General features: G+C 66.6%; 13 protein-coding genes and 1 pseudogene. 2 read left to right on the top strand and 12 right to left on the bottom strand.

Features of this window, described 5'->3' with window-relative positions; all coding sequences use genetic code 11:
* Nucleotides 1–65: 65 nt before the first annotated feature.
* Both B146_RS0106275 and B146_RS27610 read left to right on the top strand, forming a co-directional pair.
* Nucleotides 66–716, top strand: a complete 651-nt coding sequence (locus tag B146_RS0106275; RefSeq protein ID WP_026358375.1) for a hypothetical protein — start codon at nucleotides 66–68, stop codon at nucleotides 714–716.
* Nucleotides 717–963: 247 nt separating this feature from the next.
* Nucleotides 964–1,986 carry a helix-turn-helix domain-containing protein gene (locus B146_RS27610; protein ID WP_019995570.1) on the top strand — a complete coding sequence of 341 codons (1,023 nt, stop codon included), beginning with the start codon at nucleotides 964–966 and terminating at the stop codon, nucleotides 1,984–1,986.
* A 128-nt stretch (nucleotides 1,987–2,114) separates the two neighbouring features.
* Here B146_RS27610 and B146_RS0106265 read toward each other — a convergent pair whose 3' ends face one another.
* From B146_RS0106265 to B146_RS25230, 12 genes and pseudogenes are all read right to left on the bottom strand, one after another.
* Complete coding sequence (locus B146_RS0106265; RefSeq protein ID WP_019995569.1) at nucleotides 2,115–3,842, bottom strand: ABC transporter substrate-binding protein; 1,728 nt, start codon at nucleotides 3,840–3,842, stop codon at nucleotides 2,115–2,117.
* Between the two features lie 147 nt (nucleotides 3,843–3,989).
* Nucleotides 3,990–4,280, bottom strand: a complete 291-nt coding sequence (locus B146_RS0106260; protein ID WP_019995568.1) for a DUF2160 domain-containing protein — start codon at nucleotides 4,278–4,280, stop codon at nucleotides 3,990–3,992.
* A gap of 1 nt (nucleotide 4,281) precedes the next feature.
* Nucleotides 4,282–5,094: a carbohydrate ABC transporter permease gene (locus B146_RS0106255; RefSeq protein WP_026358373.1), complete on the bottom strand. Its 813-nt coding sequence runs from the start codon at nucleotides 5,092–5,094 to the stop codon at nucleotides 4,282–4,284.
* An 83-nt stretch (nucleotides 5,095–5,177) separates the two neighbouring features.
* Nucleotides 5,178–6,065 carry a carbohydrate ABC transporter permease gene (locus B146_RS0106250; protein ID WP_019995566.1) on the bottom strand — a complete coding sequence of 296 codons (888 nt, stop codon included), beginning with the start codon at nucleotides 6,063–6,065 and terminating at the stop codon, nucleotides 5,178–5,180.
* Complete coding sequence (locus tag B146_RS0106245) at nucleotides 6,062–7,144, bottom strand: ABC transporter ATP-binding protein (protein WP_019995565.1); 1,083 nt, start codon at nucleotides 7,142–7,144, stop codon at nucleotides 6,062–6,064. Before B146_RS0106245 ends, B146_RS0106250 begins: the two co-directional genes overlap by 4 nt.
* 13 nt (nucleotides 7,145–7,157) lie before the next feature.
* Nucleotides 7,158–8,237 (bottom strand): ABC transporter ATP-binding protein, encoded by a 1,080-nt coding sequence (locus B146_RS0106240; protein WP_019995564.1) that lies wholly within the window; start codon nucleotides 8,235–8,237, stop codon nucleotides 7,158–7,160.
* A 75-nt stretch (nucleotides 8,238–8,312) separates the two neighbouring features.
* Nucleotides 8,313–9,821 carry a glycerol-3-phosphate dehydrogenase gene (gene glpD, locus B146_RS0106235; protein WP_019995563.1) on the bottom strand — a complete coding sequence of 503 codons (1,509 nt, stop codon included), beginning with the start codon at nucleotides 9,819–9,821 and terminating at the stop codon, nucleotides 8,313–8,315.
* A gap of 83 nt (nucleotides 9,822–9,904) precedes the next feature.
* Nucleotides 9,905–10,696: a DeoR/GlpR family DNA-binding transcription regulator gene (locus tag B146_RS0106230; RefSeq protein ID WP_019995562.1), complete on the bottom strand. Its 792-nt coding sequence runs from the start codon at nucleotides 10,694–10,696 to the stop codon at nucleotides 9,905–9,907.
* Between the two features lie 90 nt (nucleotides 10,697–10,786).
* Nucleotides 10,787–11,194 (bottom strand): hypothetical protein, encoded by a 408-nt coding sequence (locus B146_RS0106225; RefSeq protein WP_019995561.1) that lies wholly within the window; start codon nucleotides 11,192–11,194, stop codon nucleotides 10,787–10,789.
* A 120-nt stretch (nucleotides 11,195–11,314) separates the two neighbouring features.
* On the bottom strand, nucleotides 11,315–11,719 hold the full coding sequence (gene csgH / locus B146_RS0106220; protein WP_019995560.1) for a curli-like amyloid fiber formation chaperone CsgH: 405 nt from the start codon (nucleotides 11,717–11,719) through the stop codon (nucleotides 11,315–11,317).
* Between the two features lie 116 nt (nucleotides 11,720–11,835).
* Nucleotides 11,836–12,273, bottom strand: a complete 438-nt coding sequence (locus B146_RS0106215; RefSeq protein WP_019995559.1) for a hypothetical protein — start codon at nucleotides 12,271–12,273, stop codon at nucleotides 11,836–11,838.
* A gap of 182 nt (nucleotides 12,274–12,455) precedes the next feature.
* Nucleotides 12,456–13,097, bottom strand: a pseudogene (locus B146_RS25230) (DinB/UmuC family translesion DNA polymerase); the annotation flags it as partial.
* Between the last annotated feature and the right edge of the window lie 176 nt (nucleotides 13,098–13,273).

Genomic DNA, 13,273 nt, shown 5'->3' with positions numbered 1-13,273 from the left:
CCTCGTTCTCTCCTTCAACACGAGTGTCCGCCAAGACCGCTCGCGACGTGGAGTTCTCTGAAATCATGCGCAAGCTCGCGTTTCTTTCCGTTCTTCCCGGTCTCCTCCTTGCCGGCGCGGCTCATGCCGAAGGCGAGGTCCTGCTGGATTATCGCGACACGGCCTTCACCTCGGGGCAGGCCTTCTACGCGCAACCCGATCGCCGACGGATCGCCGCGCTCCTGAAGACGGCGTCTCCCGAGGCGGCTCGGGACATGGGCGAGACCTTCGCGATCCTCGGCGACGCGGACGGAACGTTCGCGAACGGGAGCGGGCGCGTTTATCTGATCCAGAGCCGCGCGCCGGCCGCGATCGAGCCGTTTCCCGACGGTCCGGCGCCGGTTCTCCTCGTCACGGGGCAAGGCGAGGCGGCGCAGCTTTTCCGGCTTCCGCCCGATGTCCAGTACCAACGCCTCGTCGCCGCGGCGGACGGCAATGGCGACGGACGCGACGAAGTGCTTCTCGAGGCGAGCTTCACCAATATGGGCCAGACCACGACGGCTCTCGACGTGATCCGCCTCGAAGCGGACGGAACGGCGAAGCCGGCTCAGACCCTGCGCGACGTGACTTTGGACGCTTGCGACAATCCGAGCGGCGAGCGCACGCGCAGCGCCGCGACGGTGCGGATCGGCCCGGAGGGCTTCGAGGCGAAGCCGCACGCCCTTCCTTGCCCTTGAGAGAACCGCGCCTTCCGCCCCGTCCTTGAACGCAGACCGTGCCGGCTTCGGCGGCAGGCTGGCGCCCGCGCGCAACTCGTTCTGCAGTCGCGCCTGCGGATTTCGTTTGCTCACTTATGGAACGGATCGCGTCCTGAACTGTTGACGCGACCGAAATCTCTTCGACATTTTTCGCTCCATTCGCACATGACGAACGCGATACTGTTGTTTGCGAGGCGGTATTGCCTGTGTTGCGGATAGGAGGCCCATGACCGACCGGCTGCCCTTCGTCCGCATTCGAAGCGAGGACACGACGCCCGAAGCGGCGTTTCGCAAATGGCAGGCGGTTCTTCCGCAATACAGCATTCGCCTTCCCGACGGGCACGATATCGGCGATTTCGACATGGACGCCTCCGCCTGGTTGCTGGAGCCCCTCGTGGTCATGGCCGGGCGTACTAGGGCGGCCTGGGTGGACAGGCTGCCGAGCGGCGAGTCCAAGGGCGAGCAGACGAATCTCGTCTTCGCGCTTTTCTGCGAAGGCCGCTGGAAGGGGGAGGCGGAAGGAAGGCCCTTCGATTTCGGCGATGGCGAACTGATCGGCCTCGACACGTCGCGCGCTTCGACCGGCCTTTCGACCGACAGCCACTGGATCATGATCAACGTGCCCCGGCGGGCGCTCGCCAAGCTCGTTCCCGCCATTCCCGATCTGCACGGCCATGTCTTCCGCTCGGCCAGCGCCGGTTTTCTGATCGACCACATGATGTCGCTGGAGCGCCATCTGCCGACGCTCTCGACCGCCGAGGCCGAGCGCATCACGCGAGCGTCGCTGACGCTGATCGCGGCGGCGCTGGACGAACTCGCCGCGCGCAAGAAAACCAACCAGGCCTCGACGCCGCCCGCCATCCGCAACCGGGTGGAGCGCTATATCCAGCAGAACCTCTCCTCGCCCGCGCTGACGCCCGACATGATCTCGAAGGATCTGGAGATCGCCCGCTCGACCCTTTATCGCGCCTTCGCGGAACTCGGCGGCGTTTCGGCCTTCATTCAGGAGCGACGGCTGGAAGCGGCGCGCGCCATCCTGTTCCATCCCGAGGATCATCGCACGATCGGCGACATCGCCAATGTGCTCGGCTTCGACAACACGGCGACGTTCTCGAAAGCGTTCCACCGCCGCTTCGGCTGCTCGCCCCGCGTCGCCCGCGCTACGGGCACCACGCGCATTCCGCTGAGCGGCCGGCAATTGTTCGATTTCTGGACGGACGTTCTGGGGGATGCGAAACCGCCGGAGTGACCAGCGGGCCGGCCGCCTCGCTCCGATCCTCGCGCGGCGACCGCCGCCGCTAAGGCCCGTGTTCGAGAACAAGGGAAGCGGCGGCACGAGCACCCGTGCCGCCGCTTCGTCGTCAGACCCAGCTATGCTTACTTCGTGGGAGCCGGCGCGTCGGCCCAGCTCTTCACCAGCTCGTCATAGTTGACGGTGATCGGCTTTTCCTTCTCGTCGGCCTTCTTGGGCTGGGGCGCGATCGTGCCGTTCTTCTTGGCTTCCTCGACCCAGTAGGCCATATCGTGCTCTTCGTTGAGCACCGGGCCCTTGTCGCCCTGGACCTTGGCGCGCTCCAGGCGCGCCATGACCTTCTCCTGCTCGGCGCAGAGCGTGTCCATGGCTTCCTGCGGCGTCTTGTTGCCGGCCGCCGCATCGCCGATCGCCTGCCACCAGAGCTGCGCGAGCTTCGGGTAGTCGGGCACGTTGGTGCCGGTCGGCGACCACTGCTTGCGGGCGGGCGAGCGGTAGAACTCGACGAGGCCGCCGAGATCCTTGGCGCGCTCGGTGAAGCTCTTGTCGCGGATCGTGGATTCGCGAACGAAGGTCAGGCCGTAATGGGCCTTCTTCACATCCACCGTCTTGGAGGTGACGAACTGCGCGTAGAGCCAGGCGGCCTTGGCGCGGTCGGTGGGCGTGGACTGCATGAGGGTCCAGGAGCCCACATCCTGATAGCCGAGCTTCATGCCGTCGACCCAGTAGACGCCGTGCGGCGAGGGGGCCATGCGCCATTTCGGCGTGCCGTCGGCGTTGACCACCGGCAGGCCGGGCTTCACGGCGTCGGCGGTGAAGGCGGTGTACCAGAAGATCTGCTGGGCGACCTCGCCCTGCGCGGGCACCGGGCCGCTTTCGGAGAAGTTCATGCCCTGCGCGGTCGGCGGGGCGTATTTCTTCAGCCATTCGAGATATTTCTCGATGGCATAGACCGAGGCCGGGCCGTTGGTGTCGCCGCCGCGCGCCACGCACGAGCCGACAGGCTGCGACTTGTCGTTGACGCGAATGCCCCATTCGTCGACCGGCAACCCGTTCGGCAGGCCCTTGTCGCCATTGCCAGCCATGGAGAGCCAGGCGTCGGTGAAGCGCCAGCCGAGCGAGGGGTCCTTCTTGCCATAGTCCATATGGCCGAAGACCTTCTTGCCGTCGATCTCGCGGCCGGTGAAGAACTCCGCGATATCCTCGTAGGCCGACCAGTTGACGGGCACGCCGAGGTCGTAGCCGTATTTGGCCTTGAAGTCGGCCTTGTTCTTCTCGTCGTTGAACCAGTCGTAGCGGAACCAGTAGAGATTGGCGAACTGCTGGTCGGGTAGCTGGTAGAGCTTCTTGTCCGGCGCGGTGGTGAAGCTCGTGCCGATGAAGTCGGCGATGTCCAGCGTCGGGGAGGTGACGTCCTTGCCCTCGCCGGCCATCCAGTCGGTGAGGTTGCGGACCTGATTGTAGCGCCAGTGGGTGCCGATCAGATCCGAGTCGTTGACATAGGCGTCGTAGATGTTCTCGCCCGACTGCATCTGCGTCTGCAGCTTCTCGATCACGTCGCCTTCGCCGATCAGATCGTGCGTCAGCTTGATGCCGGTGATGTCGGAGAAGGCCTTGGCGAGGACCTTGGATTCGTATTCATGCGTGGTGATCGTCTCGGAGACGACCTTGATCTCCATGCCGGCGAAGGGCTTCGCGGCATCGATGAACCACTGCATCTCCTTTTCCTGGTCGGCGCGCGACAGGCTGGAGAGGTCCTTGATCTCGGCATCGAGGAAGGACTTCGCGGCGTTCATGTCGGCAAAGGCCGGACCCGACGCGAGGGCGAGGGCGGCGAGCGCCGCCGAGGCCATCCAATGTCGTTTCTGCATGTGTCTCCTCCCAGAGTGTTCGAGGCCGATCGGGAAGGGCCTTTGCGCGTCGATCGGCCGGTGACGCGAAGACCTTGGTGCCGCTCCGTCGCCTTCGCCCGCGCTCTCCCGGCGCGGGTGGCGAAGGTCTCAGACGAAGCGGAAAACGAAGAGGGCGAAGAGGAACGAGACGCCGAGCGCGACCCAGAGATTGGCGTCCTCGCCGCCGAGGCCCACGAAGCCGAGGCAGATGAAGGCCGAGCCGAGCAGCGACAGGAACAGGCGGTCGCCCCGCGTCGTCTCGAAGCGCAGGATGCCGAAGCGCGGGCTGCCGCCGGGCGCGACATATTCCCACAGGCCCATGAGGGCGACGAGAAGGGCGATCGAGGCGAAGAAGAGCGCGGTCGGCGTGGTCCAGGCCATCCAGGAAAAGTCGGGCATGTCACACTCTCCCCAGGGCGAAGCCCTTGGCGATATAGTTGCGCACGAACCAGATCACGATCGCGCCGGGAATGATGGTGAGGACGCCCGCCGCGGCGAGGACGCCCCAGTCCATGCCGGCGGCCGAAACCGTGCGCGTCATGATGGCGGAGATCGGCTTGGCGGCCGTGACCGTCAGCGTGCGGGCGATCAGGAGTTCGACCCAGGAGAACATGAAGCAGAAGAAGGCCGCGACGCCGATGCCGCTCGCGATCAGCGGCATGAAGATCTTCACGAAGAAGCGCGGGAAGGAATAGCCGTCGATATAGGCGGTCTCGTCGATCTCCTTCGGCACGCCCGACATGAAGCCTTCGAGAATCCACACCGCCAGCGGCACGTTGAAGAGGCAGTGCGCGAGCGCCACCGCGATATGCGTGTCGATCAGGCCGAAGGCGGAATAGAGCTGGAAGAAGGGCAGGGCGAAGACCGCCGGCGGCGCCATGCGGTTGGTCAGCAGCCAGAAGAAGAGATGCTTGTCGCCGAGGAACCGGTAGCGCGAGAAGGCGTAGGCCGCCGGCAGCGCCACGGCCACCGAAATCACCATGTTAAGGACGACATAGGTGATCGAGTTCACATAGCCCATGTACCAGGACGGGTCGGTGAAGATCGTCCGGTAGTTGGCGAGCGTCGGCTCGGCCGGCCAGAGCGTGACGCCGCCGATGATCTCGCCATTCGTCTTGAAGCTCATGTTGACGAGCCAGTAGATCGGCAGGAGCAGGAACACGATATAGAGGATCGGGATCAGCGCCTTGGCCCGGAAATGGCCGGACGCCATGCGCGAGCGCGCCTTCAGGGCGCCTTCCGAATGAAGCGCCGGCGGCAGCGCGCCGGCGCGGGCGGGAGCGAGATCGGTCGCGCTCATCGCGAGCCCTCCTTGGTCGGGCGGTCCGTGCCGGCATTGGTCATCACGGTGTAGAAGACCCAGGACAGAAGAAGGATGATCAGGAAGTAGATCAGGCTCATCGCCGCCGCCGGGCCGAGGTCGAACTGGCCCACCGCCATCTTCACGAGGTCGATCGACAGGAAGGTGGTCGAATTGCCCGGCCCCCCGCCCGTCACCACGAAGGGCTCGGTGTAGATCATGAAGCTGTCCATGAAGCGCAGGAGAACGGCAATGAGGAGCACGCGGCCCATCTTCGGCAGCTGGATGTAGCGGAACACGGCCCAGCGCGAGGCGCCGTCGATCTTGGCGGCCTGATAATAGGCATCGGGGATCGACACGAGGCCGGCATAGCAGAGGAGCACGACGAGGCTCGTCCAGTGCCAGACATCCATGACGATCAGCGTCACCCAGGCGTCGAAGGCGTTCTGCACGTAGTTGTAGGGAATGCCGAGGCTTACCAGCGTGTGGCCGAGAAGCCCGATATCGGCGCGCCCGAAGACCTGCCAGATCGTGCCCACCACGTTCCAGGGAATGAGAAGCGGCAGCGCCATCAGAACGAGGCAGACCGGCACCCAGATGCCCTTCTTGGGCATGGCGAGCGCGACCAGAATGCCGAGCGGCACTTCGATGGCGAGGATGATCGCCGAGAACAGGAGATTGCGCCAGAGCGCGTCGTGGAAGCGCGGCGAGGTCAGGATCTCGCGGAACCACTCGGTGCCGGCCCAGAAGAACTCGTTGTTGCCGAAGGAGTCCTGAACCGAGTAGTTCACCACGGTCATCAGCGGGATGACGGCGGAAAAGGCGACGAGAACCAGAACCGGCAGGACCAGGAACCAGGCGCGATTGTCGAAGGTCTTGTTCATGCTTGAGCCCTCCCTTCCACGAGCCAGCTGTCGGCGTAGAGATGCAGGGCCTTGGGATCGAAACTGACATCGGCCTCGGCCGGGAGCGCGGTGCCGTCGGGCACGACGGAGACGATCTTCTGCCCGTTCAACTCGGCGCGAACGATGCGCTCGGCGCCGACATCCTCGACCCGTGTGATGCGCACCGGCAGCCCTTCGCCGCGCGGCACGAGGCGGACGAATTCGGGACGGATGCCAAGCTCGGTGCGCGCCCCGCCGCGCGGCGCGGCGCGGCCGGTGAGCGCGACGCGCGCGCCGGAGACGACGGCGTCCTCTCCGTCGAGATCGCAGGGCAGAACGTTCATGCCGGGCGAGCCGATGAAATAGCCGACGAATGTGTGGCGGGGGCGCTCGAACAGCTCTTCGGGCGTGCCGATCTGCACGACCTGGCCTTCCGTCATCACCACGACCTTCTCGGCGAAGGTCAGCGCCTCGGTCTGGTCGTGCGTGACATAGACCATGGTCATGCGGAACTGGCGGTGCAACTCCTTCAGCTCCGAGCGGAGCTGCCATTTCATGTGCGGGTCGATGACGGTCAGCGGCTCGTCGAAGAGGATGGCGTTGACGTCGGAACGCACCAGGCCGCGCCCCAGCGAGATCTTCTGCTTCTCGTCGGCGGTGAGCCCTTGCGCCTTGCGCCTGGCCTTCGCCTCCAGCCCGAGGCGGCGCAGCATGTCGGAAACGCGCCGGTCGATCTCGGCTTTCGGAACCCGGCGGTTCTTCAGGGGGAAGGCCAGATTCTCGGCCACCGTCATCGTGTCGTAGACGACCGGGAACTGGAAGACCTGCGCGATGTCGCGGGCTTCCGGCGAGAGGGCGGTCACGTCCTTGTCGTCGAAGCGCAGCGTGCCTTCCGACGGGATCAGAAGCCCCGAGATGATGTTGAGAAGCGTCGTCTTTCCGCAGCCCGAGGGGCCGAGCAGCGCATAGGCGCCGCCGTCCTCGAACGTGTGGTCGATCTCGCGCAGCGCATAGGTGCCGGCTTTGGCGAGGTCCGGCGTGTAGGCGTGGCGGATATGGTCGAGCTGGATGCGGGCCATGGATCGGTTCTCCTCAGGCCGCGAGCGGCACGGGCTCGCCGACGGCGCGCCCCTGTGCGTCGAAGATCAGCATGTTGGCCGGGTCGAAATGCAGCGTCACGGGCGCGCCGGGCTCGACGCGCTGGACGCCCGGCAGAAGCGCCACGACGCGCTGGCCCGCGACATCGGCATGAACGAACGTGTCGGAGCCCGTGACCTCGGCGATCACGGCCATGCCGTTCATCGCCACCGTTTCCGGCCGGGCTTTCAGCGAGAGATGATGCGGCCGGATGCCGATCTGGTAGGCGCCATCGGGCAGCGCGCGCAGGCGCTCCGACAGGGGCGTGGCGAAGCCGAGCTGCGAGCGGAGGCCCTGCGCGGTCTTCTCGGCCGAGGCGACGTTCAGCGGCGGGTCGGAGAAGGTGCGCGCGGTCAGAAGATCGGCCGGCCGGCGATAGATCGCGGCGGTCGGGCCGAACTGCGTCACGCGCCCTTGCGAGAGCGCCACCGTGTTGCCGCCGAGAAGCAGCGCCTCGCTCGGCTCGGTCGTGGCATAGACGAAGATCGCGCCGGACTCGGTGAAGATGCGCGGCAGTTCCTCGCGCAGTTCCTCGCGCAGCTTGTAGTCGAGATTGGCGAGCGGCTCGTCGAGGAGAACGAGATCGGCGCCCTTCACCAGCGCCCGGGCGATGGCGGTGCGCTGCTGCTGGCCGCCCGAAAGGTTCAAGACCGTGCGTTCGAGATAGGGCTCGAGCTTCAGGAGCCTGGCGGCGCGCCGGACGGCCTCGTCGATCTCGCGCTGCGGACGGCCGGCGACGCGCAGCGGCGAGGCGATGTTCTCGTAGACCGTGAAGGCCGGGTAGTTGATGAACTGCTGGTAGACCATGGCGACGTTGCGATGGCGCACCGACAGATTGGTCACGTCCTTGCCATCGGCGACGATCCGCCCAGAACTCGGCCGGTCGAGCCCGGCCATCAGGCGCATGAGGCTGGTCTTGCCGGCGAGCGTCGGCCCGAGCAGGACGTTCAGCGAGCCGCGCTCGAGGCGCAGCGACACGCGGTCGATATGCGTCTCGGCCCCCACCACACGGGTGACGTCGATCAGTTCCAGCATCGGCCCCTCCCAGGCTCCCCAACGCTCTTATCGTTTCGCGGGCCGCCGGCTCCCCCCGGCGTCTCCTTCCCGCGATCAGGCGGCTTTGATGGTCTTGTCCGCGATCAGTTTGTCCAGATGCCGCGCCAGCGCCTCGACCTCGGCGGCCGAGAAGCGCAGCCCGAGCTTGGAGCGCCGCCAGAGAACGTCCTCGGCGCCGACAGCCCATTCGCGCTCCACCAGCCAGCGCAGCTCGGCCTCGTAGAGGCCGTGGCCAAGGTCGCGCCCGAGGCCGGCCCGTGCGATCACGAGCGCGTCGCTTCCATAGGCGGCGACCATGCGGGAGGCGGTCTCGGGCGAAAGCTCGGGTGCGAGGCCCCGAAGCTCGGCTTCCAGCGCGCCGACGCCGTCGGTCTTCAAATCGCCGCCGGGCAGCGGGCGGCTGCCCGTCCAGGGCGCGCCGCGCTTGCCGATCTGTTCGCCGATCCGCTCCAGCGCTTCTTCGGCGAGCTTGCGATAGGTGGTGATCTTGCCGCCGAACCCGTTCAGCACCGGCGCTTCGCCCCTGGCCGCATCGCCTTCGAGCTTCAGCACATAGTCGCGCGTCGCTTCCTGCGCCTTGGAGGCGCCGTCGTCGAAGAGCGGACGCACGCCGCTATAGGTCCAGACCACATCGTCGCGCGTCACCGGGCGCTCGAAATAGTCTGAGGCCGCCTGACAGAGGTAATCGGTCTCGCCTTGCGTAATGGCGACCTCGGACGGATCGCCCTCGTAGTCGCGATCCGTGGTGCCGATCAGCGTGAAGTCGCGCTCGTAGGGGATCGCGAAGATGATGCGCTGGTCCGCGTTCTGAAAGATATAGGCGCGGTCGTGATCGAAGAGCTTGCGCGTCACGATATGCGAGCCCTGCACGAGGCGGATGTGGCAGGCCTCGGTCCGGCCCATCGCACGCTGGATGACGCGGTCGACCCAGGGGCCGGCCATGTTGACGAGGACGCTCGCCGTCACCGTGCGCTCGGCGCCGCCCGCGCGCTTGTCGCGCAGGCGGATGCGCCAGGTCTTGCCCTCGCGCCGGGCCTCGATCACTTCGGTTCCGACCATGATCGCGGCGCCCCGCGCTTCGGCGTCCCGCGCGTTGAGGACGACGAGCCGCGCATCGTCCACGCGCGCGTCGGAATATTCGAAACCCTTGGTGTAGCCGCTCTTCAGGGGCGCGCCGAGCGGACCCGTCAGATCGACCGTGCTCGTCGCGGGCAGCTGCTTGCGCCCGCCGATATGGTCGTAGAGAAACAGGCCGAGGCGCAGCAGCCAGGCGGGGCGCAGGCCCGAATGATAGGGCAGCACGAAGCGCAAGGGGCGAACGATATGGGGCGCGATGCCCCAGAGCACCTCGCGCTCCATGAGGGCTTCGCGCACAAGGCGGAACTCGTAATGCTCAAGATAGCGCAGGCCGCCATGGATCAGCTTGGTGGACCAGGACGAGGTGCCGGATGCCAGATCGTTCATCTCGGCGAGACCGACGCTGTAGCCGCGCCCGGCCGCGTCGCGCGCGATCCCGCAGCCATTGATGCCACCGCCGATGATGAAGACGTCGAAATGCGACATTCCGGTTCCGCTCCCTTTCGCATCGCACCAAATTCGCGCGACTTACGAAATTGGAACCGAGCGTATCGAAAGGAAAGCGAAAGTCAATCGCTCGTGATCACCCGCGTGGAACCGGGCGGCAGGACCTCGATCAGCCGCACCTGCTCGGCCTGACAGACGCGGCGAAACTCCTCGACCGGGCAGTGATCGGTCACGAACGTGCCGATCTCGCGGATATTGCCGATTCGCACCGAGGCGGTTCGCTCGAACTTCGTGGCGTCCGAGACGAGAATCGTATGCCGCGCATTGGCGATGATCGCCTGGGCGACGCGCACTTCGCGGAAGTCGTAGTCGAGCAGCGTGCCGTCGGCCTCGATCGCGGAGACGCCGATCACGGCGAAATCGACGCGGAACTGCTTGATGAAGTCCACCGCCGCTTCGCCGATAATGCCGCCGTCCGACCGCCGCACCGTGCCGCCGGCGATTACCACCTCGATGTCGGGATAGGGCCTGAGGGTGGTGGCGACATTGATGTTGTTGGTGACGACCATCAGCCCGGAATGGCGGGAGAGGGCCGTTGCGACCGCTTCCGTCGTGGTGCCGATATTGATGGTGAGCGAGGCGCCGTTCGGCACGAGTTCGGCCACAGCGCGCCCGATCGCGGCCTTCTCGGTCGCGGCGATCAGACGCCGCGCGTCGTAGCCGACATTCTCCACCCCGAAGGACACGACGGCTCCGCCATGGACGCGCGACAGAAAACGGCCTTCGCAGAGATCGTTCAGATCCTTGCGGATCGTCTGGACGCTGACCTCGTAGCGCTGGGCCAGATCGTCCACCTGAACGCGGCCCTGCCGACGGGCGAGGTCGAGGATCTGGGTCTGGCGGTCGGTGAGCACGGGCGCCCCTCCTTCGAAGGCGGGACGAGTCTTAAAGCGAAAGTCCGCTCGCGAGAAGCGAAACCGAAGCGGCTCGAAACGAAACCCGACCTACCAGCCGTAGCTGAAGGTCGCTCCGCTCCGCCCGTTGCCGTTCTGGACCACCGCGTCGCGCGCGTTCCGGCCGAACTGGAAGAGCCCGTAGGTGTTGTCGTCGCCATTCTGCTGGAGTTCGGCCGAATGCCCGTCGCCGCGCTGGCGAACGAGACCGAGATTGCCGCGCCCGCGCTGGGCGAGACCCGCGACGTTGCCGAAGCCTTTCTGATCGATCGAGCCGTTCCGCAAGTCGCGGCCGATCGCATAGAGGCGCATGCCCGTCGACAGGATATCGGCCTGCCCGCGATCGGCCGGCGCGATCGACCAGGAGACCTGACCCCCGGCGACGGCCGGGCTCGCAAGCGGCGCGAGGCCGGCAAGAGCAAGGGCGAGAGACAGGGGCTTCAGGGCGATGCGGCGCATGGGAGATCTCCAGACTGTTCGGGGCTCGTGTCCGATGCCGCCATCCTCGCATGGCCCGGCTGAACCGGGTCGGAGGGCGGCATTCAAGCGGGGTTCAGGCGATGGGTTCGTGGGGTCGGATCAGGTTCGGTCGCCGACCCGCTCGTCGCAGGACACGGTGCGCCCGCCCACGGTGACGTCCAGCGACACGTCGTAGAGCGCGCCCTGGCCGTTCAGCGTCACGGAGCCGAGCGTCAGCGCCCGTCCGGGCTCGGCCGTGAACGGGCCGCCCTGGCTCAGCTGCGTGCCGCCGCCGCGCCCGGCGCCCTCGACATCCAGCGTATAGCGTCCGGAGACGCTTCTGTCGGTTTCGACGAGGGCCGTCAGCGCCAGGAGGCCGCCCTGCGGCACGGCGCGGATTTCGCAGCGCACCGGCCCTTTGGTGGGTGCGGCGCCGGCTGACATCGTGGCGAAGGCGGCGGCCGGGACGAGGACGAGGCCGAGCACCAACACGGCCCGGCGGGACGAGGCGGAAAGTCGGGGCATGGGCATCTCCTTCGGAATTTCTACGCGGCGGTTTGTGGCGATCCGGCAAAGCGGGGATAAGCGGTCGGGGAGAGAGCGGCGCGGGGCTATCGGAGCCCGCGCGCCGATGCGGGGGCTCAGTCGCAGGTCTGAACGAAGGCCGCGACATTGTTGCCGCCGCCCTGGGCGACGTTCGCCGCGCAGCCCCGGCCGATCTGCACGCCGGCCGCGATATTGCCGTTGCCGTCCTGCGTCAGGATCGTCGTGTGGTTGGAGCCGAACTGGCCGACGCCCGCGACATTGCGGTCGCCCCGCTGGTAGGTCGCGGCGGAGTTGCCGTAGCCTTCCTGGCCGACGCCCGAGAGATTGTCGCGGCCATATTGCTGGCCGGTCATGCCGTTGTGGCCGCCGTTCTGGTAAACGCGGATGCGGTTGCGCCCGCCATGCTGCGAGCCGCCGGCCGAATTGGCCCAGCCATATTGCTCGATGCGCACGTCGTTGGCCATGGCCGGCACGGCGGCGGTGGCGCCGAGAAGGGCGGCGAGGGCGAGGGTGGCGAAGGACTTGGGCGTCATGGAGCGTCTCCGCGAAAAGGGTGGAACGGGGTGTTCACGCCCCCTTTCTGCGCCCCCGCGCCGGAACCCTCGCTGAAGGCCGCGTTCAGGAAGGGTTCACTCGTCCGCCAGCCCTACGATCACGGCTCTTCGGGCGCTCATAGGGTGCCTCCGCCGGCCGGATGTTGCGAGCCGCAGCCCTCTCAGAACGGCAGGGCGAACTGCGTGTCGTCTCGCTCGGCCTCTGCATCCTCGCCCGTCAGCGCCGACAGGGACACGCCGAGAAGCCTGACGCCGCGCCGGTCGAAGGGGCGGTCGTGCAGGAGGTGATGGGCGACCTGCGCCAGTTCGGCGCGGTTGGACACGGGCAGGGCCATCGACTGGCTGCGGGTGATCTGCCGGAAGTCGGCATATTTGATCTTGAGCGTCACCGTGCGCCCGCGCACCCCGCTTGCCTCGCAATAGTGCCAGACCTTGTCGAGGATCGGCACCAGCGCCTCGCGCATGTCCTCGGTCTCGAACAGGTCGGCTGCGAAGGTGTTTTCCGCGCCGACCGACTTGCGAACGCGGTTGGCCCGCACCGGGCGCTCGTCCACCCCGCGCGAGATGCCGTAGTAATAAGGCCCGATCTTGCCGAAATGCGTCTGGAGAAAGGGCAGGGTGCAGGCGCGCAGATCGGCCCCCGTGTGGATGCCGAGCCGTTCCATCTTCGCGGCGGTGGCCGGCCCGACGCCATGGAAGCGCCCGACGGGAAGCGATTCCACGAAACCCGCGCCCATGGCCGGCGTGATGACGAAGAGCCCGTCCGGCTTGCGATGGTCGGAAGCGAGCTTGGCGAGGAACTTTTATAGTTAGGTTCGGCTGTCAACTGAGAGAGAGAGCGTTGATAATGCTCATCGTTTCGGGTCAGTTTACGAAAAGCCGTGAACTATTCGTGGCCGACATGGTGCGATCTGAAGAACCCACCGACGGCGACGGCCACATTTGACACCCCATCAGTTGTGGATCGCATGACTCGCCC

This window comes from Aureimonas ureilytica DSM 18598 = NBRC 106430 (genome assembly GCF_000382705.1).
Classification (GTDB): Bacteria; Pseudomonadota; Alphaproteobacteria; order Rhizobiales; family Rhizobiaceae; genus Aureimonas; species Aureimonas ureilytica.
This window is presented reverse-complemented; position numbering and strand designations above follow the sequence as displayed.

Bases quoted from the DNA above. Each gene is read 5' to 3' on its own strand.
- B146_RS0106275 (WP_026358375.1), top strand. From the start codon at position 66: ATGCGCAAGCTCGCGTTTCTTTCCGTTCTTCCCGGTCTCCTCCTTGCC.
- B146_RS27610 (WP_019995570.1), top strand. From the start codon at position 964: ATGACCGACCGGCTGCCCTTCGTCCGCATTCGAAGCGAGGACACGACG.
- B146_RS0106265 (WP_019995569.1), bottom strand. From the start codon at position 3,842: ATGGCCTCGGCGGCGCTCGCCGCCCTCGCCCTCGCGTCGGGTCCGGCC.
- B146_RS0106260 (WP_019995568.1), bottom strand. From the start codon at position 4,280: ATGCCCGACTTTTCCTGGATGGCCTGGACCACGCCGACCGCGCTCTTC.
- B146_RS0106255 (WP_026358373.1), bottom strand. From the start codon at position 5,094: ATGGCGTCCGGCCATTTCCGGGCCAAGGCGCTGATCCCGATCCTCTAT.
- B146_RS0106250 (WP_019995566.1), bottom strand. From the start codon at position 6,065: ATGAACAAGACCTTCGACAATCGCGCCTGGTTCCTGGTCCTGCCGGTT.
- B146_RS0106245 (WP_019995565.1), bottom strand. From the start codon at position 7,144: ATGGCCCGCATCCAGCTCGACCATATCCGCCACGCCTACACGCCGGAC.
- B146_RS0106240 (WP_019995564.1), bottom strand. From the start codon at position 8,237: ATGCTGGAACTGATCGACGTCACCCGTGTGGTGGGGGCCGAGACGCAT.
- glpD (WP_019995563.1), bottom strand. From the start codon at position 9,821: ATGTCGCATTTCGACGTCTTCATCATCGGCGGTGGCATCAATGGCTGC.
- B146_RS0106225 (WP_019995561.1), bottom strand. From the start codon at position 11,194: ATGCGCCGCATCGCCCTGAAGCCCCTGTCTCTCGCCCTTGCTCTTGCC.
- csgH (WP_019995560.1), bottom strand. From the start codon at position 11,719: ATGCCCCGACTTTCCGCCTCGTCCCGCCGGGCCGTGTTGGTGCTCGGC.
- B146_RS0106215 (WP_019995559.1), bottom strand. From the start codon at position 12,273: ATGACGCCCAAGTCCTTCGCCACCCTCGCCCTCGCCGCCCTTCTCGGC.